At 39.7% G+C, this 25,294-nt stretch carries 22 protein-coding genes; 11 read left to right on the top strand and 11 right to left on the bottom strand.

Annotated features, from left to right (window positions below; translation table 11 throughout):
* Positions 1–15 precede the first annotated feature (15 nt).
* Together K7A41_RS21435 and K7A41_RS21440 are read left to right on the top strand one after the other, a co-directional pair.
* A complete protein-coding gene (locus K7A41_RS21435; RefSeq protein ID WP_265715458.1) occupies positions 16–1,959 on the top strand; it encodes a TlpA family protein disulfide reductase in 1,944 nt (647 codons plus the stop codon).
* A gap of 1 nt (position 1,960) precedes the next feature.
* The gene (locus K7A41_RS21440; RefSeq protein ID WP_265715459.1) at positions 1,961–3,043 is read left to right on the top strand and encodes an alpha/beta hydrolase family protein; all 1,083 of its coding nucleotides are present in this window, start codon (positions 1,961–1,963) and stop codon (positions 3,041–3,043) included.
* A gap of 94 nt (positions 3,044–3,137) precedes the next feature.
* On the opposite strand, the gene K7A41_RS21445 is transcribed toward K7A41_RS21440, so the two are convergent.
* From K7A41_RS21445 to K7A41_RS21460, 4 genes are all read right to left on the bottom strand, one after another.
* Positions 3,138–3,839 (bottom strand): LytR/AlgR family response regulator transcription factor, encoded by a 702-nt coding sequence (locus K7A41_RS21445; protein WP_265715461.1) that lies wholly within the window; start codon positions 3,837–3,839, stop codon positions 3,138–3,140.
* Positions 3,836–4,894 carry a sensor histidine kinase gene (locus K7A41_RS21450; protein WP_265715462.1) on the bottom strand — a complete coding sequence of 353 codons (1,059 nt, stop codon included), beginning with the start codon at positions 4,892–4,894 and terminating at the stop codon, positions 3,836–3,838. Before K7A41_RS21450 ends, K7A41_RS21445 begins: the two co-directional genes overlap by 4 nt.
* Positions 4,885–5,499, bottom strand: coding sequence for a histidine kinase (locus K7A41_RS21455; protein WP_265715464.1), 615 nt, complete (start codon positions 5,497–5,499; stop codon positions 4,885–4,887). The genes K7A41_RS21450 and K7A41_RS21455 overlap by 10 nt, the downstream gene beginning before the upstream one ends.
* 445 nt (positions 5,500–5,944) lie before the next feature.
* A complete protein-coding gene (locus K7A41_RS21460; RefSeq protein ID WP_265715465.1) occupies positions 5,945–8,452 on the bottom strand; it encodes a TonB-dependent receptor in 2,508 nt (835 codons plus the stop codon).
* Between the two features lie 983 nt (positions 8,453–9,435).
* Here K7A41_RS21460 and K7A41_RS21465 point away from each other — a divergent pair.
* Positions 9,436–10,437, top strand: coding sequence for an alpha/beta hydrolase family protein (locus tag K7A41_RS21465; protein ID WP_265715466.1), 1,002 nt, complete (start codon positions 9,436–9,438; stop codon positions 10,435–10,437).
* 164 nt (positions 10,438–10,601) lie between these two features.
* Positions 10,602–12,596 carry a DNA ligase D gene (gene ligD, locus K7A41_RS21470; RefSeq protein ID WP_265715467.1) on the top strand — a complete coding sequence of 665 codons (1,995 nt, stop codon included), beginning with the start codon at positions 10,602–10,604 and terminating at the stop codon, positions 12,594–12,596.
* Positions 12,597–12,980: 384 nt separating this feature from the next.
* Here ligD and K7A41_RS21475 read toward each other — a convergent pair whose 3' ends face one another.
* A complete protein-coding gene (locus tag K7A41_RS21475) occupies positions 12,981–13,652 on the bottom strand; it encodes an acyl carrier protein (RefSeq protein WP_265715468.1) in 672 nt (223 codons plus the stop codon).
* Positions 13,653–13,783: 131 nt separating this feature from the next.
* Here K7A41_RS21475 and K7A41_RS21480 point away from each other — a divergent pair, with 131 nt between their 5' ends.
* The 4 genes from K7A41_RS21480 to K7A41_RS21495 all read left to right on the top strand — a co-directional run bounded on the left by K7A41_RS21480 (position 13,784) and on the right by K7A41_RS21495 (position 17,184).
* Entirely contained in the window at positions 13,784–14,608 is an 825-nt protein-coding gene (locus K7A41_RS21480; protein WP_265715469.1) for a helix-turn-helix domain-containing protein, read from the top strand.
* Positions 14,609–14,835: 227 nt separating this feature from the next.
* Complete coding sequence (locus K7A41_RS21485; RefSeq protein ID WP_265715470.1) at positions 14,836–15,657, top strand: alpha/beta fold hydrolase; 822 nt, start codon at positions 14,836–14,838, stop codon at positions 15,655–15,657.
* Between the two features lie 117 nt (positions 15,658–15,774).
* A complete protein-coding gene (locus K7A41_RS21490; RefSeq protein ID WP_265715471.1) occupies positions 15,775–16,683 on the top strand; it encodes an alpha/beta fold hydrolase in 909 nt (302 codons plus the stop codon).
* 63 nt (positions 16,684–16,746) lie between these two features.
* On the top strand, positions 16,747–17,184 hold the full coding sequence (locus K7A41_RS21495; protein WP_265715472.1) for a RidA family protein: 438 nt from the start codon (positions 16,747–16,749) through the stop codon (positions 17,182–17,184).
* Between the two features lie 20 nt (positions 17,185–17,204).
* On the opposite strand, the gene K7A41_RS21500 is transcribed toward K7A41_RS21495, so the two are convergent.
* Entirely contained in the window at positions 17,205–18,230 is a 1,026-nt protein-coding gene (locus K7A41_RS21500) for an AraC family transcriptional regulator (protein ID WP_265715473.1), read from the bottom strand.
* A 129-nt stretch (positions 18,231–18,359) separates the two neighbouring features.
* On the opposite strand from K7A41_RS21500, the gene K7A41_RS21505 reads away from it, so the two are divergent.
* From K7A41_RS21505 to K7A41_RS21515, 3 genes are all read left to right on the top strand, one after another.
* Positions 18,360–18,734: a hypothetical protein gene (locus K7A41_RS21505; RefSeq protein ID WP_265715474.1), complete on the top strand. Its 375-nt coding sequence runs from the start codon at positions 18,360–18,362 to the stop codon at positions 18,732–18,734.
* A 296-nt stretch (positions 18,735–19,030) separates the two neighbouring features.
* Positions 19,031–19,363 carry a YegP family protein gene (locus K7A41_RS21510; protein ID WP_028071459.1) on the top strand — a complete coding sequence of 111 codons (333 nt, stop codon included), beginning with the start codon at positions 19,031–19,033 and terminating at the stop codon, positions 19,361–19,363.
* A gap of 198 nt (positions 19,364–19,561) precedes the next feature.
* Positions 19,562–20,596, top strand: a complete 1,035-nt coding sequence (locus K7A41_RS21515; RefSeq protein WP_265715475.1) for a serine hydrolase domain-containing protein — start codon at positions 19,562–19,564, stop codon at positions 20,594–20,596.
* A 273-nt stretch (positions 20,597–20,869) separates the two neighbouring features.
* Here the strand turns inward: K7A41_RS21515 and K7A41_RS21520 are convergent, their stop codons facing one another.
* The 5 genes from K7A41_RS21520 to K7A41_RS21540 all read right to left on the bottom strand — a co-directional run bounded on the left by K7A41_RS21520 (position 20,870) and on the right by K7A41_RS21540 (position 25,294).
* Positions 20,870–21,106: a methyltransferase type 11 gene (locus tag K7A41_RS21520; protein WP_265715476.1), complete on the bottom strand. Its 237-nt coding sequence runs from the start codon at positions 21,104–21,106 to the stop codon at positions 20,870–20,872.
* Between the two features lie 12 nt (positions 21,107–21,118).
* Entirely contained in the window at positions 21,119–21,841 is a 723-nt protein-coding gene (locus tag K7A41_RS21525; protein ID WP_265715477.1) for a siderophore-interacting protein, read from the bottom strand.
* A gap of 69 nt (positions 21,842–21,910) precedes the next feature.
* Positions 21,911–22,483 (bottom strand): Crp/Fnr family transcriptional regulator, encoded by a 573-nt coding sequence (locus K7A41_RS21530; RefSeq protein ID WP_028071456.1) that lies wholly within the window; start codon positions 22,481–22,483, stop codon positions 21,911–21,913.
* Positions 22,484–22,655: 172 nt separating this feature from the next.
* Positions 22,656–24,245 carry an MFS transporter gene (locus K7A41_RS21535; protein ID WP_265715478.1) on the bottom strand — a complete coding sequence of 530 codons (1,590 nt, stop codon included), beginning with the start codon at positions 24,243–24,245 and terminating at the stop codon, positions 22,656–22,658.
* Positions 24,245–25,294 carry an HlyD family secretion protein gene (locus K7A41_RS21540; RefSeq protein WP_265715479.1) on the bottom strand — a complete coding sequence of 350 codons (1,050 nt, stop codon included), beginning with the start codon at positions 25,292–25,294 and terminating at the stop codon, positions 24,245–24,247. The genes K7A41_RS21535 and K7A41_RS21540 overlap by 1 nt, the downstream gene beginning before the upstream one ends.

Raw genomic sequence — 25,294 nt, forward strand, 5'->3', positions numbered from 1 at the left:
AAACGAACTACTCATATGAAGACTAACAAATCACTGGGAGCAAGGTTGGGGACAGCTTTTTTGGGGATCATCGCCTCAGTTCAAGCGCAAACGCCTAATTTTAAAGTAATTCCCGAGTTTCCAAAAGAACGCGATACTATACAATTTATCTATGATGCCCGTAAAACAGCTTTGAAGGATGCATCGTCTATAACCGGTAATCTTACCGGTTATCAGGATTTTCGCTGGGTGCAGAAGGTCTTAAAATTTACAAAAAAAGATTCGGTCTGGACTGCAAGTTATATTGTGCCCGAGAAGATGGCTTTGGTCAATTTTGTTTTTCAGGCAGATACATTACGGGATTTGGGTGGGGATCAGACCTATTCTTATCTGATCTCTGGAAGAGATGGTAAGCAGGTGTCCGGAGGTATGATTGGCTGGGGGATGTTACGTACGCCCGAAATTGTACCCGGTACCCCGTATGTAGTTGATAAATCAGCCTATAAAACGGATGAGATCCTGATTATGTGGGCCAAGTATGAGTTGCAGGGACACCCTGAAAACAGATTCAAGGTATTCTATGCTGCCGCCAATGCCCTGAAACATATGAATACCAGCGAGTCCCTGACAAAACTTCAAAACGAATTGAATGCTCTTCAAGCCATTCCCGATTTAAAAGAAGAGGATATGTTGGACGTATTTCGGGTCTATAAAGAGGTATTAAAGGATTCGGCGAGAGCAGACGAATTGGAGAAAAAAATTCGTCTACAGTATCCACAGGGCCAGTACGTCAGGGATCAGCAGCGACTGGCAGACTTTAATCTGATTCAACAAGCCAAGACGGATGACGAAAGGCTGAAAGCGGCGACGGATTTCATTGACAAGCATCCCTATCGCGAGTCCGAGGTGGCATTTAACGATAAATACAGGATCAGTTATATCAATGCTTATTGGTTGATTTCCGTCTACGCAAGTATGAAAAATGACTTTGAGCTATATAAGAAATATGTGTCAAAAGCGGAGCCTTATCTGTCCTTGGCGAATGTCATTTATAGAACGCTTTCTGTTCCGTATATATCCCAAAATTCAAAAACAGCCAAAGAAATATTGCCATACACGCGTGTCGTCCTGGATCGCCTGAACTATTATAAGGATAATTTTCAGGGGGATGAGTACAGTAGCCTCTATTATAGCAATGCAGATTTGTTTGCCAAGATCTTAGTGGACAATGGTCTGTTTGACGAGGCCTTTGTATACGCTACAGCGGCAAAAAGTCAGAAAGGTTTTGAAGACGCTAACCTGAATGATACGTTTTCCAGAATTTTAAAAGGACAGGGCAAGAAAAAGGAATTAAAAGAAAGCCTCGAAGCAAGTTATCGCGTCAATAAGAGTTCGACCTACATGCTGGATCTGATGAAAGAAATGTATGTTGCTGAAAAAGGCAGCGATAAGGGCTATGTAAATTATCTGTCAGGTCTCAAAGATGCCAGTCTTCAGGGTGAGTTAAAAAATAAGGTGCTGCAGCAGCTGGTCAATAAAAATGCCCCGGCATTTCAATTGAAAGATCAGTTTGGAAATACGGTAACGCTGGCCCAGCAAAAAGGAAAGATTGTTATCCTGGATTTCTGGGCATCATGGTGTGCACCCTGTAAAGCCGCTTTCCCCGGGATGAAAATTGCTGTCGAACACTTTAAAAACGATCCTGAAGTGGTATTCTATTTTATCGACACACAGGAAAAGCGTGCCGATGCAAAAGAATATGTGGCTAACTACGTCAAAGAAAATAATTATCCGTTTACTGTTTTGCTCGATACCGAAAGTAGGGTATCCAAAAGTTTCGGTGTAGGTCCGATTCCACATAAAATTGTTGTTGATAAAAATGGTAAAATCAGGTTTTCTGAAGTAGGGTACATGGGAAGCGCTTCGGAGCTTTCTGATGAGATTATTGAAATGGTCAGGGTGTTAAAATCTGGAAAGTAAAATGAGAATAGGACATAAAATTGCATTGGCATCGATTTCTTTATTGACCATAGGGCAGCTATCGCTATTCGCCCAACATGTCAAACAGCAAGATGTGGTTTTCAAATCAAAAGCCGACAGTATCACGATCGGAGCCACTATATCGGCTCCGGCAAAGGCCGGTAAATACCCAGCGATCATCATTGCCTCGGGTACGGGCCCGCAGGATCGTGATGGAACCATGGCGGGCACCAAGATGTTCGCACGTATAGCAAATTATCTCACACCCAAAGGCTACATCGTGCTGCGTATGGACGATCGGGGTGTGGGCAAAACGACGGGGGAATACCGCTATGCCACAACGGCGGATTTTGCGCAAGATGTACTGGGTGCCGTGGAGTTTTTGAAAGCTAAAAAAAATGTTGATCCGGCCCATATCGGACTACTGGGGCATAGCGAAGGTGGAGCAGTGATTTCGATTGCTGCTTCCCAAACCAAAGATATTGCATTTTTGATCAGTCTTGCCGGCTTAGCTTCCAATGGTCTGGAGTCTCTTTTCGTGCAGAACGAAAACTTGGTCAACAATTCGCCTTTGCCAGAAGTTGACAAGAAACGTTCCAATGAGATCAATCGCCTGATGTTTGCAACAGCTTTTCAATATGCAACCTCCGATAGTCTCGAAAATAAGTTGAATACAGTATACAATTATTGGAAATCCAAAGATGAGATCTACTTTAAGACTTTGGGTATAGAATTTGATCATTTCCGCTTTCCGATCTGGTCATATGTGCAGCAGGCGATTGGCCCGTGGTACCGTTATTTTGTGAGATATAATCCACAGATCTATTTAAGCAAAATAGATGTGCCTATCTTGGCGATCAATGGAAGTAAGGACCTGTTTGTCGATCCGGTCAACCTGACTTACTGGAAGCGGTATAGCCGCTCTGGACAGCTGGGGAAGGTCACCACCTTGTTGTTGCCTGATGTAAATCACCTGCTCCAGGCTTGTAAAACCTGCGTCCCATCCGAATATGCAAAACTTGGTGATATGCCGGATAGTACATTGGAGTCTATAGTTAGATGGTTGGATCATATAGTAAGATAATCATGCATAAATCTATACCTGTTACCGGTCAGTCTCTTGTTGGGCGAGAAGGTGGCGAGAATGCACACTTGATTTATTAAAGGTGAAGAACGCATTAAGCAAGCATCTCTTGGAAAAAAGAATCATGATAGGATTTTCCGATCGCAATTTCATGCTTTTTGATAAAGACATCGTTATGGTCAAATGAATCGATTTTATATTTATTGACAATGTATGAGCGGTTTATTCGAATAAAAGTAGTTTTAGGGAGCCAATCATGTATATTTTTTATCGTCATTCGTGTAATCACACGTTGGTCTTCCATTTGAAAAATGATATAATCTTTAAGTGCTTCGATAAAAAGAATATCACTGAGATTGACCTTGACAAATCTGCGATCGGATTTTACAAAAATGTAATCCTCGGTGATTTGTTCTATACTCTTATTTTCTTCATCCAAAAGGAGACCGTGATAAACAATCGCCTTATCCACTGCTTTTCGGAAACGAACGCTGTCAATTGGTTTTACCAGATAATCTATGGCATCGACCTCGTAGCTATCTACTGCGTATTCCGAATAAGCAGTGGTGAAAATAACCAGAGTATTTTTGGGAATTGTCTGGGCAAATTGAATTCCATTAATTCCTGGCATATTGATATCTAGGAAGATCAAATCAACAGCTGTATGTTGTATATACAAAGCGGCGGACTCTGCATTGTTAAAACTCTCAAGCAGCTCCAGTGAAGCAATCGGTTCCACCAGTTTTTTTATTCCTTTTCGTGCGATAGGCTCGTCATCTACAATGATGCATCTCATAACATTACCGTTAATTTTACCTTATAATTCTCTTCTGTTTCTTCTTTCTCCAAAGAATACCGATCTTCATACAAAAGCTGCAATCTACGAACAATATTGCTCAGTCCGATTCCTCCCATTTGTGTTGGGTTTACACGCATGGATTTAGAGTTTTCGCAGATAAAGACAAGTGATTGCTCCCCTATGCCTAAAGATATGTTGACATAAGATATTCCATTGCTGTTTAGATTGTGTTTAACAGCATTTTCAACAAATGGGATAAATAAAAGCGGGGCAATAAATACATTTTTAGTATCTCCCCATGTTTCAATATTAAATTCAAAGCGGTCTCTTCTTACTTTTTCCAACTCCAGATAGTCCGTTAATAGGGAGATATCGTCTGCTAGGCATACTTTATCTCTGACGCTGTCTGTAAACTGATAATGTAATAAATCATTCAGCTTTGTTAGAATATGAGCAGACATTTCAGGGTCTTCATCGATCAGTATATTAGCGTTATTAATTGTATTGAATAAGAAATGAGGATTAATTTGACTTTTTAGAAATTTCAGTTCTGATTCAGTAGTGGCTTTTTGTAATTCCCGCTCTTTGATATTGCTCTGTATTAACGGTCTGAAGAGTAGGAGGGCCGAGGTGCCTGTAATAAACAGTATAATAGCCAATAAGCTGGAAGCCAAACTGAGGAATATGGCGATCGGGCTGGGTTCGTTTCGGCTTACTGCAATATCGTAAAATAGATCTTGCAAGATCATTAATATGAACAGAGCAACTACAGCAAATAGCACAACAACGATCACATATTGAATAATCTTATCTTTTGCCAGAAAATGGGGAAACAATAGGTAAACATTGACATATACCAGCATATTCATAAACAGATAATATGCCAGCCAGCCGCAAAATCTGTTGAAGGAAAGATTCAGGGTATCTGGGGCGTCGAAGAATATCCCGATAGTAATTAAGAGAATAATTACTTGCAACGAGATATTTCTCAGTACCCTGTAGCGATCTGCAATCAAAAAAGCAAATCCCTTATTGTCTACTGTTAGTTCCATTGGCTGAGATCCAGTTTAAGCTTCATTTTTCCCGATTCAGTAGTCCATTCGTATGAATCGGGATAGAGCATATTTAATTTTTCCGTTATTTCCATGGAGTTTTCGGCAGTCAGTGTGGAGGTTTCCGTAAAATTTGCAATGAAGACTAGTTTTTTTTCTACCGTTTGCATGCTGATGGCTAAGCGTTTTACATCGTCATCAATCAGCATACGTTGTATCAATACGATTAATAATAAGGGAGATATTAGTAAATTATTGATATTTCCCTTTACATCAAGGGTATACTCGAAAGGAATATCATCAATCAATCTTTTTAATTGCAGCAAGTTTTTTATGAAGGTAGCTTCAGAACGTAGGAAAACTATCTTTCTATCGCAGTCATAGAGTTGATAGCGTAGTAAATGCCCGAGCAGCATGAGTATTTCGGAGGCTTTTTTTGAGTCGGATCTAGCGGCTGCGGCGGCTTTACGTAAGGCTTTCGACATAAAAATAGGAGAAATCTGTCCTTTTAGTTTGTTGACTTCTGATTCTAGAAAGCTATGCTCCAATATCATCAGATCCTCATTCTTTTTATTCCATTTTCGAAACAGCGTTATGACCGACATACTCCAAAGACAGATTATAGTAATCACTGATGAAGACAAACTGTCCACTAGTATAATGGGATTGCTGTAGGATTTTATTCGGTGCGAAAGTCCGAAAATTGTCCGTATCGAATATTCCAAAATATGTGTACAGCCCATGAGCGCTATAACAAAAAATAGTAGCAATGCGATGTATATTGTGTATTTTTCCTTTAACAAGAATTTTGGTATGAGGAAAAAGTAGTTTAGGTAAGTGGTTATCAGGTAAGTGATAAATGAAAGCAAACAAATTAGAAATACCGTATTGCCCAAATGTGTAATGCTGTCTTGATAAGCTATAAATATCTGGTTAAAGGTGATAATGACTAAAGTGAAAATAAAGAGGAGATGTCTCCAGACACGATACTTAGAATCAATTATTAGACGGTATAATTTACTTTGCTGCATTTGTGGGTATAAAAATACATTAAAAATCTATTCTATATAATATATTGAATAACGATGTCGCCTGTTTTTTGGGTTCTATGGCAGCGGTATTTAAATTGTATTTGTGGCCATAGTATTCTTTTTCGCCTGTGACATTCAGCCATTTGATAGCAATCTCGTGCGATCGTTTCAACCTATTGATTTTGTAGCTGATCGAATAATTAGCTATAAACATAGGGGAAAATTGTTTGGCAAATGCATTTCTTTCATCGTATTGCGTTTCCTTATCCGGATGGCTGAGTGAAGCTGCTTCGATTACAGGAGAATACCGCTCGCCTCCCTGCAAAGTCATTTTCAGATGAACACTTAGTAGATCTCTTTTCTGTTTATCAATGAACCATTCTTTGCCCGTGAGTCCATTGATGACAAAACGCCTGTTAAATTTGCTGTTATGCCAGATACCGTCTCCACCTGCAAATTTCGCATCAAACAGCGAGGCCGTTAACATATAATAAAAACCCCTCTCCAAGTATCTCTCGATTGTGATATCGAGTCCGAAATTTTGTCCCTGTCCTCTGTTTACCAACGGATATTCCACATAAAACAAGTTGCGGTTGAGGACGGAATAGGAGCTGTCGGCAATCACTGGCACATGGAATAGATATTGATAAAAAGGTTCCAGCTTTAAGCTCGTGTTAGCTGACATTTTATATTGATAAGATAAATACAAGTGATGTGTCTTGGTGAACTCCAGATCTTTGTTCACGTATTTGTCACTGTTTTTATCTTTTACAAAGTAGACGTCCATCTTTTCCATACGGCTGTGTAATCCATAGGCAAGGGCAATCGAGTTTTTCGTGGCTAATTGCCATTTGACAGCGGCTCTGGGCTCGATTGTCCATTTATTATTCAGTGTTAATATCTGTGAATTCAGCCCTAGCGTGACGTGTACTTTATTGCTCAGCTCAATCAATGAACTGCTATAAGCCGAAATCAATGTTGTATTACCTTTTCCTTCCGAAACTGTTTTCAGTGCTGCTCCCACAATCGGTGAAATATCCAGATCCATATTGTAATGCATCTTTGTAACTGTCAGACCTGTTTTATTGCTGTGTCTCTGGTTGTATTTTTTATCCAATGATGATGTTAATATCAGGTTTGTAATGCGGTTGTTTAAGGATAAATTGGGCGTTATTTGTGTGTTATGATCAAGGATGTCTTCCGCGGCTTGGTTGTTTGAATAGGTAGACGCTAGCGTGGTACGCAGAATTCCTCCATCAGCAAAGAAATAGCGATGTGTGATGCCTGCCGCAGCTGACATCTGGTCGGTTTTTGAGGATTTATGGTCATCCATATATTTCCAGCTTAATGACTCTTCTTTTTTTGTACGGAACTTGTCCATCAGGGCATTCCCCCAGATTGACAATATGCTTTTATTATTGCCCGGGAAATTTAATTTGAAATTTAGGTCCTGATAATCCAACAATTGCTCTTTATTGACTCCCGACTTCAATTTATTCATCAATCCGGTTGTCGAATAACGGTAATTGAACAGATAAGAAGCATGACTATGATTACTAAAGGGGCCTTCCGACGCGAAATCTAGTCCCAGTAAACCTGCCTGGAAGGTGTGTTCATGCTTACGGTTATTTCCAGTACGCAACTTCATGTCAAATACACCGGAAATTGCATTATTATATTCCGCAGGAAAAGCGCCATTATAGAAGTCCGAATTTGCCAAAACATTTGTGCTTAATGACGATAATACGCCCCCACCAAGGGTTGCTATATCTGCGAAGTGATTAGGGTTTGGTATTTCTATCCCCTCAAGTTTCCATTGCAGCATACCCGGTGCATTCCCATGCACTGATATACCGTTGTTGCCGACGTTAGGAGATACCCCAGCGAAAGAGCTGACCAGGCGGGCGGGATCATCCATTCCACCTGCATAACGACTCGCTTCTTCTACCCGCAACAAACGGCCACCTGTAAGCGCCATTTTATTAGAAGCCCGTTCCTTATTCGCTACGATGACAACATCTTTCAGTTCAAATTCAATGCGATCCATCGCTATTTCTACCGAAACTTCTTTGGTAGAAGTAAGCATGATCTCTTTGACAACGGTTAGTTCGTAACCTATGCAGGAAGCTTGAATTGTATAACGTCCGATCGGGATATTATGTAGCACGAATTGCCCGTCATCCGAGGTGAATACACCTAGACCTGCATTTTCAACGACCTTGATAGATACGGCGGGAACCGGCATGCCTGATAAGCGATCTGTGACCACACCCCGTATATTTTGCGTTGGCGTGTTTTGGCCATAAGCAGCAGTGATTGAAATCAAAACACAGAAAAATGCCATAAATATCCTACGCTTAAATATCTCCATAATCTTATAGACTATATGGAAGATACGTCGGAGACCTTTTTTTTGCATTAATTCTTGGCTGAGCACGATTTCCAGTGCGTCCAGTACTTTTTCGCATTCGGGTACTGGTATCTGAGATAGCTCCGATATTTTTTTTACGGTTTCTTTTCTATTCATTTCTGCAACATTTGATTATAAGTCAAATTTATTGGTATGAAAAGCGTGCTTTCAGCATATGAGACAGATAGCCAGTTTTCTGCGACAGAAATAATTGTTGCCACGATGAAAGAACCAAGAGGACTCTAGCACAATGAATCGCTTGCATGTTTATAAAAGAAATTTTCTCCTAAAAACAATTGTAGACGAAGAGTCCTGCGTGGTTTAGAGGAATCTCTCTGAACAACGTCTATCGACTCTGTATACCAAAGTTCGCGTTACTCGCTAACAATGACTTTCTGGCGACGAACAGGAGCAAAACGTGTCTTGCCAAGAAGGTTGAGATGTGATAAGGACCTTTCGTCACCTCCAATTGGCTGTTTGTCATTTATTTTTTTTACTGCGTTTGTTTTGTGATTGATTTGTACATGGAAAATAACTTATGTGCTAGTAATATGATCGACAGAGACCAAAAGCAATCGGGGCGATCTCTTCATATGACGGAAGCAAATCTGCGCCAACTACGACAACCCTCAGTGAAAATAAAATGTGAAATATAACAGACTAACGATAATGATTTTAAACGTCAAATTCCTGTTAGCAATGCTGCTATTCAGCTTTGTAAATCCTCGGCAAATAAATGCTAAGGATTCAGACTATGTTATCTCTGAGGTAAATAATAATACATAAAAGAAAATAATTGTCGTCTTTATTACAGGAGACGGGGGTGCAACAATTTCGGTAAGAGCTTGCTCAGATATTTTATCAGGATGGTTTCAATCGATTAGTCACAGCAAAGCGTGTTTTGCGCTGGATTTATACGTTTGCAAGAAAGTTTCAAGCACTCTTATACCCTCTTCAATTTCGAGTTGTGAGACAAAAATAGATTTTATGGTTAAAAATAACCATTGATCCGATCACCATATAGATTTAAATTTGTGGTTTGGTAAGAGATTGTTTCTCAATCGCTATTGATCTCGATTGAAGCTTAAAATTGTTAAAATATGCACATTCTAGTTAGTTTGGTTTTGTTTAGTCTATTTTTTATGTTCAATCAAACTCCGCTCAAAAACGTTGGGGAGCGGGAAATTTCGTATACAGATTCTTCCCGAGCTCGGCCCTTGAAAGTACAATTATGGTATCCAACTGACGATAAAGATACTAAGGATACAGAACTACCATTTCTTTTATCACCTACAGTAAGAAATGCCAAGTTTATTCAAAATAAATATCCATTGATTGTACTATCACACGGCACTGGGGGTAACAGATTCAGCTTATCCTGGCTAGCGATTAACCTGGCAAAAAATGGATACGTTGTGCTTGCTCCGGATCATTGGGGCAATACGCTAAATAATAAAATTCCTGAAAATTTTGTGCGTTATTGGGATAGACCTCTAGATATGAGTTTCCTGATTTCCTCATTCCTTGAAGATGCACGTTTTAATAGTTATGTAGATAGCACTAGGATTGCTGCGATAGGTTTTTCATTGGGCGGATATACTACTTTAGCGCTAGCTGGCACCAAAATAGATTGTGATATCCTCAAGAAAAATGCTTCATTAGCCGAAAATCGCAATCAATTTGTCGTTCCTGAGTTAGGTGATCTGCAGAATTTAATACAAAAAATATCCTGCAAACAAGTACCTAAAGATTTAAAAGATAGTCGATTTAAAGTTAACATCGCTTTGTCTCCAGCTTTAGGGCTGGGACTTCCAGAAGGGGAACAAAATAGCGCCTCGTCAGTCTTGATCATCGGCGCAGCGGATGATCAAATTGCCCCTCTCAGAACTAATGCGCTAAAATATAGTGAGGTAATTAAAGGTTCAAGGAATATTGTACTCCCTGCTAATACGGGACATTACATCTTTTTGAATGAAGGAACCCCCAAACTGGTACAAGCGGAACCAAGTTACTACAGCGACCATCAAACAATTGACAGAAAGTCAATACATCAGCAATTAGCTAAAGAGATTCGTCATTTTCTTTCCGAAAATTTAAAGTAATTTTGATCGCTTTCCGGCTCTGGTTTTTGTACAAACTAGTGATAGAGCATATACTTCGTCATACAAGCGGTTTATTTTTTTACCCGGAATTTTGCGCGCAGTATAAAACTTTGAAACCAATAATGCCCGGCCGTGTTCTATACTCAGTAGATAAAAAATGCAGTATGGCCAGGTCAAAATCTAAAATGCCCACCAGGATCAGTCCGATGCTCTGTACGCTCACCAAAGAGCCGCCACGGAATGACGATTATTTGTTCGAAGTGAAATGGGACGGCTATCGCATCGTCTCTTTTGTCCGGCATGGAGAGGTACGCATGGACTCCAGAAGCGGACTGAACTATACCTCGCGTTATCCTGTCATCGCGGACGCCTTAAAGAAGCTCGGGCATGAGGTGATTTTAGATGGTGAGGTCGTTGTCTTCAATGACAGCGGCAACGCCGATTTTGACGCCCTACAAAAATACAATGGGATCGCCAGCCCGATTTCATACTGTGTCTTTGATCTATTATGGCTCGACGGCAATGATCTCAGGAGCCAGCCGTTGACCGTACGCAAAGAGCTGCTCAAACAGCTGGTGCGAAAAGACGATACCTTCCACTACAGCGAATCTTATGATGACGGTCAGGAGTTGTATCAGCGGGTCCTCGACCTCAATATGGAAGGCATTGTCGCCAAAAGGAAAGACAGTGAATATATCGAAGGCGAAAGGGCGTACAGCTGGTTAAAGATCCCCACTCGGAAGCGACAGGAATTTGTGATCGGAGGCTGGGCAGAGTCCGAGAAAGCACGTTCATTTAAAAGCCTGCTATTCGGCGCATACGAAAATGGGAAATTCACCTGGATCGGTAGGGGTGGAGGAGGTTTCAAGGACAAGGAGATGCCCGTTATTCTCAAGCAACTTAAGGCTTTGGAAGTTAGTGAATCACCCTTCGTCAATGAGGTGCTCGATACCAAGGGAGCCAAAATCCACTGGGTCAAACCCCAGTTGGTTGCCAATTTTGAATTTGCGACCTGGACCAAAACAGGAAGAATACGGAAGCCGGCTACATTCCTCGGATTCAGGTCCGATAAAAGACCGGAACAGGTGGTTAGGGAAGTGCCAAAAGATGTACAGAAAATCGATGAACTCACCGACAAAATGGAACCGGCAAGAAAAATTCCCCCTTCCAAACCCTATTTAAATGCTGGCAGTAACTGGAGGCGTGTCGATGAAGCCATAGCCGGCAAAGAGATCTCCGATTTCCCGATGGCAAACTGTACCATACAGCTGCACGATGTCGGGCGGGAACTTTGGAAAGGTATTCCGAAAGGCGAACTGCTTCTATACTACAACAAGATCTCCAAATTTATTTTACCCCATATACAGCATAGGCCACAGTCGCTGAATCTGAAGCTGACCCATGCCGGAGGGCCAACCACCTTTATAAAAGATATGGAAAATAGGCAGCCGGACTGTGCCGAGATCTTTATCGACCAGCGGCGGGTTGCCAAAAAAGGCAAGCGCAAACAGATCGATTACCTGATCTGCAACAATATAGAAACCCTGCTCAGCATGGTCGACTGGGGATGTGTCGATATCAATCCATGGGCATCCCGGACAAAGGCGCCGGAGTTTCCCGACTATATATGGCTAGATTTAGACCCTACGGTGGACAATACGGACGAAGAGGATCAAGGATTCGAGATGGCTATTGAAGTCGCACGGGCCGTTAAGGAAGTATTGGACAAATTTGGCTTGAAGGGCGATATAAAAACCTCCGGAAAGACCGGCCTTCATGTTTACATCCCGGTCCGGGACATCAATTTTGATACCTCGTTATTTTTAGGCCGGTATTTAGCGGACTGGGTGAATGAGCTGGTGCCTGATATTAGCACGCGGTCAATTACCAAAGCTCATCGGAAAGGGAAGGTATATATTGACGCTGATCAGAATAATTATGCAGATACCTTGGCTGCGGTCTATTCTGTTCGCCCTTATCACCAACCGACGGTCAGTACACCTCTGGATTGGAAAGAAGTGAAGCCTGGGCTGGACCGTTATTCGTTTACGATCAATACGATAGAAAAAAGACTGGAAAAGAAGGGCGATGTGTTTTTGTCTGTTCTCGATGAAAAAATCCGAAGTAGAAATTATTCTGTTCTGGCAAAGCTGCCTTAGTATCTGTTAAAGTTCAGCGACATAATAATTTTGTACTCAAAAAATCTAAATTAACTTCTGAACCTTTTTATTTCTGTAGTTTGAGACTCCTCCAGTTCAGCTATATGATAACGAAGATCTACTAGCATGTCCCAGTGAGGTTTCGTATATTGATTAAACATATAGCTGTGCAAAAAATAAAAAATTACTCCCAGGGCCGTAAACCTAAAAAGCACTGCTGTATCGAGGATTGATTGTAAAAACATTACAGCATTTTAAAAAAAAAGACAGCAGAATAAAAAATAATAGCGATCTCAACCTCGTTGATTTTCTTCGGATTTCAGTAAAATATTCCGATGTCGTCAAGATTGAAGTAATAATTCCCCCGTATTGTGCGGTGACGTGTTAGCTAAATTTCGCTTCTCTTGCGAATTTACTCTTGTCGATGCCTAGGTCACTGCTGGACAGATCGGCCAGTATTTTTTCAATTTCAAGCTTATTAAACGTGTTTGGGTTGCGTCTACATTTAAGGTAATTTTCTCTAGTCATTTTTTTCGCTACCTGACCCACTGTCTGTACGTCAAGTTCGTTGCCGAAGTTATGTGCGAAACAAAGTCCAGAGTACGAGAGTGTAGCCCCTACAAGACCAATCTGCCAACTGAAAAAAAGCCCTACTAAAGAGGCTAGAAGTAAAATTGTGAGTGTCAATGACACCCAATAAGGCGGTCGTAAGATATTAAGTTTGAAGCCCAGATTATCTTCCAGTTTTTTGACTAGTGAACGTCTGCTTTGTTTTGGCAAAAGGCTGACGAGAGCAAGGTCTGTCGAGATCGTTTTATGATCTATTTGCAGCGTGGATGTAATGGCATTGCGCAGTTTATAAAATGCATGTTGACTCGTACAGTCGTTTGTGTGAGCTAGTTGGAGTTTATTTAGGATGTGATCACACAGTTCGCCAAAAGTCGAAATGTACATTAGTTCGTTATTTTGAAACTTAATGTCAAATGATTTTTCAACTTTAAGAAGTAAATCGCTAATATCGTCTGGATCCACATTTTCAAGTTCGTCGTCAGCCATAGTGCTACTGTCAATTGGTTACACTATACTAATATGCGAAAAAAAAAGAATAGCGACAATAGTCTGGGCAGGGAGGCTTTTAATTTCTTAATTTTGCTGAGTGCTCAAAATAGCAATCTGTAAGAATCATAATGATAAAAGAATTTTCATATAAGAAATTTGGTAAACTAGAGTTTAGCAAGGCCACTGTTGAACATGACTCACTCAACATCATAAATGATCATATCAAAGTCCTGTTTATTCCCCAAAATGCGATTATTCAAGTAGATTTCCAGGAGATAGAAATGCACACGGACGCCTTATTATTTATAAATCCGCATGTCATTTTAAAACCCTGTGAAACTATTGATGGGCAATTGATGCACTTTAACCGAGACTTCTACTGTGTGGAAATACACGATCACGAAGTCGCCTGCGATGGCATATTATACAATAATGTATTTGAAATCCCTTTTATAAATTTAAACGAGCAACAATCCGAAGAAATTCAGAACATCATCAATGCTATAGATTTTGAATTGAAGAATGAGGACTCGGGTACAGAAGAAATGCTAAGAACGTTGTTAAAGCTGATCATTCTTAAATCTACCCGTATCTGGAAGCAGCAGCATCAATTGGCTGACGATATGCGCCAGACTGATGTTCAATTTTTACGGAAATTCAGTAAGCTGGTCGAACAGCATTTCAAAACACTGCATACCGTGGCCGACTATGCAGATATGCTCTGTATTACGCCTAAAAATCTCAGTAAAAAGATCAGCCTGGTCAGTAAAGAGACGCCAAACGATATTATAAAAAACCGGATCATACTGGAAAGTAAACGTCTTTTAGCACATACGGCGATGAATGTTAAAGAGATCGCCTACACCCTGAATTACGAAGACGATGCCTATTTCGTCCGTTTTTTTACAAAACATACCGGAATGTCACCGACAAGTTTTAGAAAACAGTTTTAAAATATATCTCTCACATATTTTAAGAAAAGCACAGCCTATCAGGATGTGCTTTTTTTCATGTTTACACGTTTTCGTTGCTCAAAATATGCCGTGCACAAGGTTAATAAACTTTTTTGGGCAAAAAGTGCAATTCAAAGCGAAAAGCATCCATTGATGCGCCTTCGATATTACCCCAACTTTGTAATAACAAAAGAAAACAATAACAACAACAATTAAATAGTAAAGACATGAACAAGTTTACAGTAAAAGACGGAACAGAAATTTATTTCAAAGATTTAGGTGAAGGACAACCGATATTTTTTCATCATGGATGGCCACTATCATCCGATGACTGGGATGCCCAGATCATGTTCTTTCTGGAAAGAGGTTTTAGAGTAATCGCGCATGACAGAAGAGGCCATGGAAGATCTACGCAAACGTATAAGGGAAATGATATGGATACTTATGCTGCTGACGTCGCAGAATTGGTAGAGTTCCTCGATCTGAAGAATACGATCCATGTAGGCCATTCAACCGGTGGTGGCGAAGCGATCAGATATGCCGCACAATATGGGAAAGACCGGGTATCCAAAGTCATTTTGATCAGTGCGGTTACACCTTATATGATTGCTGACGCCAATAATCCGGACGGGGTGCCACTCGCCGTGTTTGACAATATCCGCTATAATACACTTCATAACAGACAGCAGTTCTACCAAGATCTTACCGTGCCTTTCTACGGTTACAACAGGGAAGATGCGGTCATTAAAAAAGGTATACAGGACAACTGGTGGAGACAAGGGATGATGGGTGGTATCAAGGCACAATATGACTGTATCAAAGTATTTTCGGAGACCGATTTCACCGAAGATCTCAAAAGTGTGCAAATTCCCGTTTTGGTGCTTCACGGTGATGATGACCAAATTGTCCCTTATGCAACCACAGCCGTTAAAGCGGCCCAACTATTGAGAAACAGTAAACTGATCATTTACCCGGGCTTCTCTCACGGTATGCCTACTATTAATGCCGATGTCATTAATGAAGATATACTATCCTTTATAAAAGAATAAAGATTCATCTGGGCAAAAAGTGCAATTCAAAGCGCAAGATGTTCATTGATGTGCCTGTGAAATTACTTCAACCTGCAATAACAAAAGAATATAACAACACTAATAATTATTAAAGTCATGAAAAACTTAACTTTAGCCATCGTATTAATTACCACCTTTATTACAAACAGTATTTTTGCACAAATCAAGAGAACTCCGGCATCTTTTGGAAGAGCCGAATATATCGAAGTAGAAAAGAACGTGAAACTTCATGTAACTGACCTCGGTGAGGGAGAGCCTATTGTTTTGATTCACGGATGGCCCTTGAGCGACGCCATGTACGAATATCAATATGCCGATTTTATTCAAAAAGGGTATCGGGTGATCGGCATCACACTAAGAGGATTCGGGTTATCTGACAAACCGGGAGGAAAATACAACTATGATGTATTTGCAGATGATATCAAGGTTGTATTAGATAAATTGGATATTAAAAATGCGACAATAGGCGGATTTTCCATGGGAGGAGCTACAGTGATTCACTATGTGGCTAAATACAATGCAGCTCACGTTTCCAAGATGGCTTTATTTGGAGCGGCGGCACCGACCTGGACAAAACGACAAGACTTTAATTATGGTTTGTGGACCAAGGAAGATGTCGATGGACTGATCACGTTGAACAATACGAACCGTCCAGAATTATTTAGCACTTTCGGCAAGATATTTCCAGCCAATGAGACAAGCGTTTCCCCTGGGCATGGCGCTTGGTTGGGAGGTATCCAGGCTCAGGCATCGCCTTATGCTATGGCGGAGGGGCTAAGAACATTGCGGGATAGCGATTTACGTGGTGATTTAAGTAAGATAACAATCCCAACATTGATCTTACACGGTAAGTTGGATAAAATATGTTCGTACGACCTGGCAGAACAAATGAATACCTTACTTAAAAACTCAACTTTAGTTCCCTTCGAAAAAAGTGGTCACGCGCTCTTCATTGAAGAGCTGGATAAATTTAATAGTGAGTTATTAAACTTCATCAAGAAATAAAGCAATGACGGCATGAGGTTGGTCTAAAAAGCTGACCTCATCTTTTAATTTAAATCAATTGAAATGAACAGAATTTTTATACTTATCCTAATGCTGGCATGTTTTTCCTGCAGTTCAAAAATGGAGACCATAAGGGTAACACATAGCGGGGTGCCAAAAACAATAGGTCCCTATAGTCATTCCACAGGTTATGGTAATGTTATTTTTGTATCAGGCCAGATTGGCATAGACCAAAAAACAAATATGCTAAAAGATGGTGTTGAACAACAAACGGTTCAGATTATGGAAAATCTAAAGACCATCTTAGCGGATAATCAATCCGATATTGAGCACATTACCAAGACAACGATATTTTTGACAGACATGAAATATTTTGAAAAGGTCAATGAGATTTATGCTAAATATTTTCACGGGCATTTTCCAGCAAGGACCACTATTGAGGTGGCTTCTTTACCGAGGAATGCCAATATTGAAATTGAGTGTATAGCTGTTAAAAGGTAATTAGAAACTATCACTCATCATCAAGGACGGTCTTGATTCACAAGAATGTTATTTTTGTATTCCAACGGAGTTTTTCCCAGCCATTTTTTAAATGCCCTAACAAAACTACTTGGTTCAGCAAAGCCTAGATTCGCCGAAATTTCCTTTACAGAAGATGGACTCGTCGTGATGTAATGAATGGCTAACGTTTTTCGAACTTCTTCTACGATTTGTATATACGAAATACGTTCCTCGCGGAGTTTTCTTTGGAGTGTTCTTACACTGACATTAAAATTACAGGCTACAGATTCTATTGAAAGGGTAAATAGATAAGAGTTTGTGATCAAGTAATTAAAAATCTTCTTTGCAAAATCACCGCTTAATGATTCCGGATTTTGGAGCTTATAGACCTGACTAATAAGTGAGTTTTGAACGCTATAATTGGCGGTTATGATCTTCGTATTTAGAAATTCCTTGTTAAATTCCAGAATATAAATACGGCTTTTCTGTAAAGGGCATTTGATAATATGCTTATATTCTCTGTCATAATCTTTTTGGTAAGTAGGAAAACTCGCACGTAGTGGGGCTAGGTTTTTAATCAATAATCCTTTTAACTCATATAGTGTAAAGGCGATTAAAAAATCACCCATTTGATTTTGAGTAGTTGAAAATTTGTCAAAGCCAGCATTTTTCTCATAGGTAATAACAAAAGTTTCAGATTTTTCATGAACTGACATTGTATAAAAATCAGTAAGTAAGCCTACCATCATACAGGCATACTGTAAAGCTTCTTTTACATTGTTGCTCGTTTGAATCACTTGGCCGACTACCCCAAGAGCAGCAATTTGCATCGCTGCTCCAAAATGTAGCCCTACCAACTCATTTTTTGAAATCTGAATAATGTTTTTCCAAATCATGTCCATCTGCTCATTGGATATCGGAAAGGATGGGTTTGTGTTCAATTCGTCTATTGAAATGTTTGAGTGAGCAGCAATTTTTCCGGTATCTAATCCTCTCTCTTCGCAAAAGATAAACAATGCCTGTAAAAATGTTTGTCTGTAATTCATTATGTGAAATTACACATTTGTCACAGTAAATACTGTTTTTTTGTCGTCTAAAACCAATACGTTGGCGCGTAAAGATAACGTGTGGTTGGAGGATCAGAAATATCTTTACAGAAACAAAATTCAAAGCTTATGACACTAAAAAATGTATTACTGTTAAATGCCATTAGTTCTGGTATTACAGGAGTTTTACTCGTTGCAACACCTAATATGTGGATAAGTATATTTAAGCCAACAGGTGTAGCTCCATTTATGGAAGTAGGGACGTTCTTGATCTTATTTTCTGCATTTGTTCTTTTTACGGCCATTAAAAAGCCTGTCATAAAGGCATGGATTAAACTAATCATAGCGTTGGACATCACGTGGGTATTTGCAAGTTTGGTAACTGTTTTATTGTCATTTTATTCCATCAGTATGCTTGGTACAGTGATCATTCTTTTTGTTGCAGCTTGGGTAGGAATGATGGCCTATTTGCAAATTATCACATTAAAAAAGAATCAACCATGAGCATGACAAGAACAATTACAAACGACTTTCTACATTTTGCAGCACAGACAATTGAATAAGCTTATAAATCTCTTTGCAAACGATGTTAAATGGGAGGTTCCCAGGGATGTGGACCATATAAGATGGCTAGGTACTCGAAACAGCAAGTTAGAAATACAGGATCTCTTCAACACGCTCTTTTTTCCCGCTCAGCGCGATGGAGGTTTACCAAAAGAACATTGCTATTTCTTTTCTTGACGAAGAGCTCGAAAGTGATTAAATTCGAAAGTATACATTTATAAATCTAAAGAGAGAACATGGGAAAATTTGTAGTAACAACCAGAAAGAACGGTGAATATCAGTTTAATCTCAAGGCAGGCAACGGCCAGACGATCCTTGGAAGCGAAGGCTATTCCAGTAAGGCAAGTTGCCTTAACGGTATTGAATCGGTTAGGAAGAATGCACAGGATGACGGTAGGTTCGAAAAGAAAACCTCATCAAATGGGAAGTGGTACTTCAATCTAAAGGCGTCCAACGGACAGATCATCGGAACGAGTGAGATGTACGAGAGCAGTAGTGGTATGGAAAACGGGATTGAGTCGGTTAAGAAAAATGCACCTTCGGCGGAAGTCGATGATCAAACCTCCTAAACCAGGTATATAAAATTAAAGCTGTCTAAAACTCTTAGACAGCTTTAATTTTTGGTTTATGGTTTATAAGATGCTGACCGACAATAAAATTTGTAGCGTCCATTTCATTTTCATGCGCGAAGGCTGAACCTTCCGTTCAATTATTCGTCACTACAAGCTGCTGGGCCCTTGAACGATATTAAAAAAATTAGAAACAATATGACAAAATATGTATTGTTAGCATGTATATTAATACATCAGGTTAGTTTTAGTCAGATTAGAACACTTAACGGTACTCAACTAACAGCGATTGACTTTGAGAAAAAAATAAACCTTGCAATGGATTCACTACAAGTTCAGGGAATGTCAATTGCTGTCATCAATAATGGGAATGTTGTATTTAACAAAGGATTTGGCCTATCAAATATCGATTCTAAGAAAAGGGTGACCAGATCGACTTTTTTTGAAGCAGCGTCTTTATCGAAGCCTGTTTTTGCCTTCGTCGTGCTTAAATTGGTTAAAGAAGGCAAACTAGACATAGACAAGCCCTTATTTGAGTACTTAGAAGCCGATAATATCGAAGACGGGCGCTACAAAAGAATCACAGCCAGAATGGTTTTAAGCCATACCACCGGTCTGCCCAACTGGAGCGAAACCGAAAAAATGCAGTTACAATTTGCCCCGGGCACACAATTCTCCTATTCAGGCGAAGCATATGTTTATCTTGCCAGAGTGATCGCCAAGCTCTGTAATGCGGATTTTAAAAATTTGGATGCAGTCATTCAACATTTAGTTTTAAAGGAACTAAAGCTGAATAACTTCCATTTTATAATCACACCAAAGGTAGAGAAAAATCTGGCAGACGGTTATAAAAAGGGGCAGCATGTAAAAGACGAAAGAGATAGGTATCATTTTGATCCAGCAGGCGGTTTATATGCAAATACAACAAACTATTCAAAATTCTTAATCTATTTAATGAACAATGAAATAGAATTCAAGGAGATGTTTTCACCTGTCATTTCTTTGGATCGAAACGATCCGGTAAGGGAATACTTCGGAGTTGATTCGTGGACTTTGGGTATGGCTGCTGTGAAATTAAATGATGCTATATATTATTGGCATGGGGGTAATAATTTAGGGTACACCTCTTCATTTATGATTGATCCTGATAAGAAATTTGGCTATGTATATTTTACAAATGAAGACCAGTGCAACGAGATGAAAAAGGTTGTAGAAAATATACTATGGAAATAATGTATTGACTCATCGCTGTCCATTACCAATAGCAACAGCTATACTATCCACCGTGGGTTTTTCCTCGTTCATCTCGGATGATTGATGAGTGGGATTATCCACGTACGCATTGCAGGATAACCTAAAACAGATCGTCTACAGAAACGCAACACTTGTCGCAATCTCGCCGCAAAAGTCTCACTACAGGGGAAAATTAAGGGACAACCAACCACATACATTGTCAAAAAGGCCTTGCGGACAGTCAATAAACTTATCGAGTTTTAGACGTAAAAATTATTCTATTCGCTCGCAGTTATACCCCAGTTCAATCATATACTTAATTATTTCGGCGGTTTCAACCTTAAGTTTATGAGCCTCAACTCTAAGGATATTTTCCTCATCTTCAAGGTCAAAGTTTATTTTATAAATTGGATACAGTCTTAAAAGTGAGCGTGTTGTATCCCGAGCCTCTTTTTCGGTTGAGACATTGGTTTTAAATATTTCAACGACTTTCATTTTTCCGTACATCATAAAGCGTAAATTCTACTCCAAACCGGTTTTTCCTAATATCCAAAATGGTTTTACTTTCAATTGTTTACGGGGTAGACCTAATTCCTTTACAAACAGGTTGTTTAGTGCTATGCACAAGTGGCCATCCCCTCCAATATAAACCCTAGTATCGCGCCCAATTTTCAAACTCCTATAGTATGCAAGTAAGCTTGTGTCAGTTCCATTTGCTGTTTTTTGAAAAGTAAAGCCAAGTGTTCCGTCAAAATCAGTAAACAATTGTTTTTCGTCTTTTCCATAAATGATTCCGTTTATCTCCTGTTGCGGTGTGAGATGATGCGTAAAACAATAGAAATGTGACAAGGCGGTAATATCTCCTATAAAGAGGTGTTTAGGCTTGGTGGTATCTAATGTAAATTTACCGAGCGGTCTGGAAATGAGGACCTGACTGCCGACTTTTGTAATTTCGGCCCATTTGCTACCCGGACCATCCGTATGTGCGCACACAGCAATATCTATATAACTTTTCTTTCCATCACACTGGCAACGCCAAATGGAGTATGTCCGAACACGGTCTCGCAGTTTGCCTTTTTGATTCGGGAACAGGAGTAATCTGAGATGCTGTCCCGGGATTAATCCGGTGAAATTGATACTTACCTCCAGGGTGAAATGGAATACTTTCTCTGCAATTTCTTTTTTTCCAATTACAGTTGCCCAATTCATAAATAATTTGGTGAATATTCTTTCTTCTAAGTTCATCTTACCTTTATTTTATTGATGCAAACTTAGAAAGGGATACCTGGAGTTTCATTCACCTGGGTTAACAAATCATTTTTTTAGCATTCTTTTACGTATCCGGCTTAAAGACTGAGGTTTTACTTTAATATAAGAAGCGATTAAGTATTGGGGAATCCGTTGATTTAAATCCGGGTAGCATTCCAAAAATTTCAGATATCTTTGTTCGGGGGTATCGACGTAGAATGAAGTTATATCCGCAATTGCCTCTAGAAACAATTGCTCTGAAATGATTCTTCCCATTTTTTCACCTTGTCCAATTTTGTCATACAGCTGTTGTAGTCTGTCATAGCTAATACACAGCATTTCTATGTTTTCAACACATTTAATGGATTTGGAAGATGGTGTTTTCGTTAGAAAGCTCTCATAATTACAGACAAAGTCACCCTCCTTACCAAAATTATAGGCATGAGACTCTTTTTCCTCTATAAAGTAGACGACTAAGCCTTTAATTAAAAAGCCGATTTCCTTACAGACAGTTCCTTGTGCTAAGAAGTATTCTCCCTTGTCCCAACTTTTGAAATAGAATAACGAGTCTATCAGTGTTTTTTCCTGCTCAGTAATTTTAATAAATTTTGTTATTTGTTCAAAGAGTGCCTGTTTCATATAAATTTTTCGCTTTCTTCTTTTTCATACAGTTGGCAAATGGCAGTTCCTCGTAGCCTTCGTCCGGTGCCTCTGTCAGCTTTCTTTTAAAATTAGTAATTCATCACCGAATTGTCTACTTTTAAAATGCTCCAGCTTTTCTAGAAGAGGTCAGGAGTGGGGCAGTTGCATTCTAATAGGGAATATTACCTTTCCTTAATCTCAAAACAACATGTTGAATCTGTGGCAAGAGGAGCAGAACAGCAATTACCAAGATCACGCCTGTTAACATCCAATCATAGTAATCTCTGGTAGCACGAGCCAATATTTGATGCCCGACCATTTGATTGAAATAGCCTGTGGATGCTGTTTTTGACGTATACATATCGCTACCCGCATTCATATATTGGTTTTGGATATCCAGTAAAGTTACTGGTAATTGAGGATTGGTTTCCGTGAGTGCTTCGCGGACCTTTTCCCGAACTCCCGATTTTGCAAATAACTGAAGTTCGTTACTTAGTGCCAGACTTGTTGTAAATCCTGTAAACCTAGCCAATATACCAACAAGCGAGGCATTGATCGCAATCTTTTGGGGTGCTGAGGAAACGGTAAATGAAACAATCGGAACAAACAATACACCTGTTGCCACACCATAAATAAACATTGGCAGAATAAAGTCGACTGTCTCTCCCTGTACAGAAACAAACCGTATCATATAAGCATAATAAATCGCCATCGTTCCAAAACCAATAGTAATAATCCTTATTAGGTTGTAACCCGCCAAGATGAATCGGGAAGTAACGAACATACTCAGTATAGTTCCTAAAATTACCGTAGTCCATATCGGAATGGTGCTCAGTGGATCATTTCCTAATATCACTTCAAGATAGCCGTAGGCGAGGCCTGTACTTCCTTTGAAAATATAAAATGTAAAAAGAAGCAAGAGGCCGATAACAAAATTCTTTGTCTTAAATATCTGTAGATTGATTAATGGTCTTTTAAGTTTTAGTGTTCTCATGATAAAAAGAGAAAGAACAACTACATTAGCTAAACTGAGCTTAATGATTAAAGAACTATCGAACCATCCTAATTGTCGTCCATAGACAAGAATATATCCTAATATCAAGATAAATGATGCATAAAATAGATAGCCTATCCAATCCACCTGATACAATGGCATCTTTTTAGTAAATCTGGCGTTACTGTTCATCGTCAGCAGTATGACAAATGTCAGGATGATGAGTATGATGATAAATCCGTAGAATAGCCAATTAAAATCAAAAAAATGAACGACCATACTCGTATAGATGGAGTAGAAAGGTACAGCGATCTGTATACTGCCGTAAAGAATGCTATAAGCAATCACACGGGCACGTACAGACTGTAGCCGCGGGAAAATAAGCTGTGTCGCAATTCCTGACATCAATGCACAGGTAATGCCTTGCAAAAACTGGCAAATAACAAACAATGTCCAATCTTTGACATGAAAGCAGATAAGGCAACAAAGGATATTCACGGCGAGGGCCATCAGCAAATATTTTCTTGGTGCAAAATATTTTACCATACGAAAATCAAGTGCCAGGAAAGCTACGGTTGAACCATAGATAACGACCATCGCATACTGGACATCGGTAGCTTGTATGCCGTAATAGCCCATAGCTGCTACTGGACTGCCATAAAAAGCAAAACTAAAAAGACAGGCCATCAGAATGCCAAATATGACAGATCTCGCCACCCACTCAGATACCCATGATTTGAAAATTGGTAGGTTATGTGCTTGCATTATTCATCCTTTAAAACGTAAACATTTGCATTCATTCCTGCAGAGAGCTTTGCTAATTTTTCAGGCGTATCGGTTAGTTTGATCCGAACAGGAATGCGTTGTATGATTTTAACAAAATTGCCCGTGGCATTATCGGGAGGAAGCAGTGAATAACGGGAGCCGGTGGTTGGCGAAAGGGACTCGATAGCACCAGCGAACTTTTCATTCGGAAAAGCATCGACTTCAATAGATACCGCTTGCCCAATTCTGAAATTGCCGACCTGTGTTTCCTTATAATTTGCGACTACCCATTTTTCTTCTGCCTTGTTTACCAAAAATGCCAAAGTTTGTCCGGGTTGTATCAGTTGCCCTTCCTGAATCGTCTTTTTCCCGATTTGTCCGTCAAAAGGTGCAGTGATAACTGTATACCGAATATCCAGTTCCTGCCTCGCGAGGAGCGTTTCTTTGGTCTTTATTTCTGCCTGTATGGCATTACGTTGTGTGCTGTAATCATTTAGTTTGGATTCTGCCACTTGCAAAGACGCTTTTGCCTGATCATAATCCGATTGCGCGATGGCCAAAGAAGCGCTGATGTTGTCAAATTTTTGTTGTGTCGTAGATCCGTCATTCAGTAGATTCTTATACCGGTCAAATTCTTTTTGTTGTTGATTCAATCTGGCTTTAGCACCTGCCAATTGGGCCTTTATGACCTCAATACTTTTAAGTTGCGTTTCTTCGTTTGCAGCCAGGACGGGTAATTTGGCCTGTGCGCTCATGAGTTCTGCTGCCGCAGCATCTTTTTTCAGCCCGTACTCGTCCAGTTCGATTACCACTAGCGTATCCCCCTTTTTAACACGCTGATTATCCTTGTAATATATTCTGCTGATATAGCCACCTACTTTTGCGTTTATGGGCGACAAGTAGGCATCTACCTGAGCGTCATTGGTCTGTTCATAGTGATACCCTTTCAAGAAATAGGTAGCTGCCCAGATTATGATTCCTACGAGTAATACGATACCAAAGCATTTGGTTAGGTTTACCACAATTTTATCTGTTTTATTTTTGTTCAT

Source organism: Sphingobacterium sp. InxBP1, from assembly GCF_026191775.1.
GTDB lineage: Bacteria > Bacteroidota > Bacteroidia > Sphingobacteriales > Sphingobacteriaceae > Sphingobacterium > Sphingobacterium thalpophilum.

Bases quoted from the DNA above. Each gene is read 5' to 3' on its own strand.
- K7A41_RS21435 (WP_265715458.1), top strand. From the start codon at position 16: ATGAAGACTAACAAATCACTGGGAGCAAGGTTGGGGACAGCTTTTTTG.
- K7A41_RS21440 (WP_265715459.1), top strand. From the start codon at position 1,961: ATGAGAATAGGACATAAAATTGCATTGGCATCGATTTCTTTATTGACC.
- K7A41_RS21445 (WP_265715461.1), bottom strand. From the start codon at position 3,839: ATGAGATGCATCATTGTAGATGACGAGCCTATCGCACGAAAAGGAATA.
- K7A41_RS21450 (WP_265715462.1), bottom strand. From the start codon at position 4,894: ATGGAACTAACAGTAGACAATAAGGGATTTGCTTTTTTGATTGCAGAT.
- K7A41_RS21455 (WP_265715464.1), bottom strand. From the start codon at position 5,499: ATGTCGGTCATAACGCTGTTTCGAAAATGGAATAAAAAGAATGAGGAT.
- K7A41_RS21460 (WP_265715465.1), bottom strand. From the start codon at position 8,452: ATGAATAGAAAAGAAACCGTAAAAAAAATATCGGAGCTATCTCAGATA.
- K7A41_RS21465 (WP_265715466.1), top strand. From the start codon at position 9,436: ATGCACATTCTAGTTAGTTTGGTTTTGTTTAGTCTATTTTTTATGTTC.
- ligD (WP_265715467.1), top strand. From the start codon at position 10,602: ATGGCCAGGTCAAAATCTAAAATGCCCACCAGGATCAGTCCGATGCTC.
- K7A41_RS21475 (WP_265715468.1), bottom strand. From the start codon at position 13,652: ATGGCTGACGACGAACTTGAAAATGTGGATCCAGACGATATTAGCGAT.
- K7A41_RS21480 (WP_265715469.1), top strand. From the start codon at position 13,784: ATGATAAAAGAATTTTCATATAAGAAATTTGGTAAACTAGAGTTTAGC.
- K7A41_RS21485 (WP_265715470.1), top strand. From the start codon at position 14,836: ATGAACAAGTTTACAGTAAAAGACGGAACAGAAATTTATTTCAAAGAT.
- K7A41_RS21490 (WP_265715471.1), top strand. From the start codon at position 15,775: ATGAAAAACTTAACTTTAGCCATCGTATTAATTACCACCTTTATTACA.
- K7A41_RS21495 (WP_265715472.1), top strand. From the start codon at position 16,747: ATGAACAGAATTTTTATACTTATCCTAATGCTGGCATGTTTTTCCTGC.
- K7A41_RS21500 (WP_265715473.1), bottom strand. From the start codon at position 18,230: ATGAATTACAGACAAACATTTTTACAGGCATTGTTTATCTTTTGCGAA.
- K7A41_RS21505 (WP_265715474.1), top strand. From the start codon at position 18,360: ATGACACTAAAAAATGTATTACTGTTAAATGCCATTAGTTCTGGTATT.
- K7A41_RS21510 (WP_028071459.1), top strand. From the start codon at position 19,031: ATGGGAAAATTTGTAGTAACAACCAGAAAGAACGGTGAATATCAGTTT.
- K7A41_RS21515 (WP_265715475.1), top strand. From the start codon at position 19,562: ATGACAAAATATGTATTGTTAGCATGTATATTAATACATCAGGTTAGT.
- K7A41_RS21520 (WP_265715476.1), bottom strand. From the start codon at position 21,106: ATGATGTACGGAAAAATGAAAGTCGTTGAAATATTTAAAACCAATGTC.
- K7A41_RS21525 (WP_265715477.1), bottom strand. From the start codon at position 21,841: ATGAACTTAGAAGAAAGAATATTCACCAAATTATTTATGAATTGGGCA.
- K7A41_RS21530 (WP_028071456.1), bottom strand. From the start codon at position 22,483: ATGAAACAGGCACTCTTTGAACAAATAACAAAATTTATTAAAATTACT.
- K7A41_RS21535 (WP_265715478.1), bottom strand. From the start codon at position 24,245: ATGCAAGCACATAACCTACCAATTTTCAAATCATGGGTATCTGAGTGG.
- K7A41_RS21540 (WP_265715479.1), bottom strand. From the start codon at position 25,294: ATGAACAAAAATAAAACAGATAAAATTGTGGTAAACCTAACCAAATGC.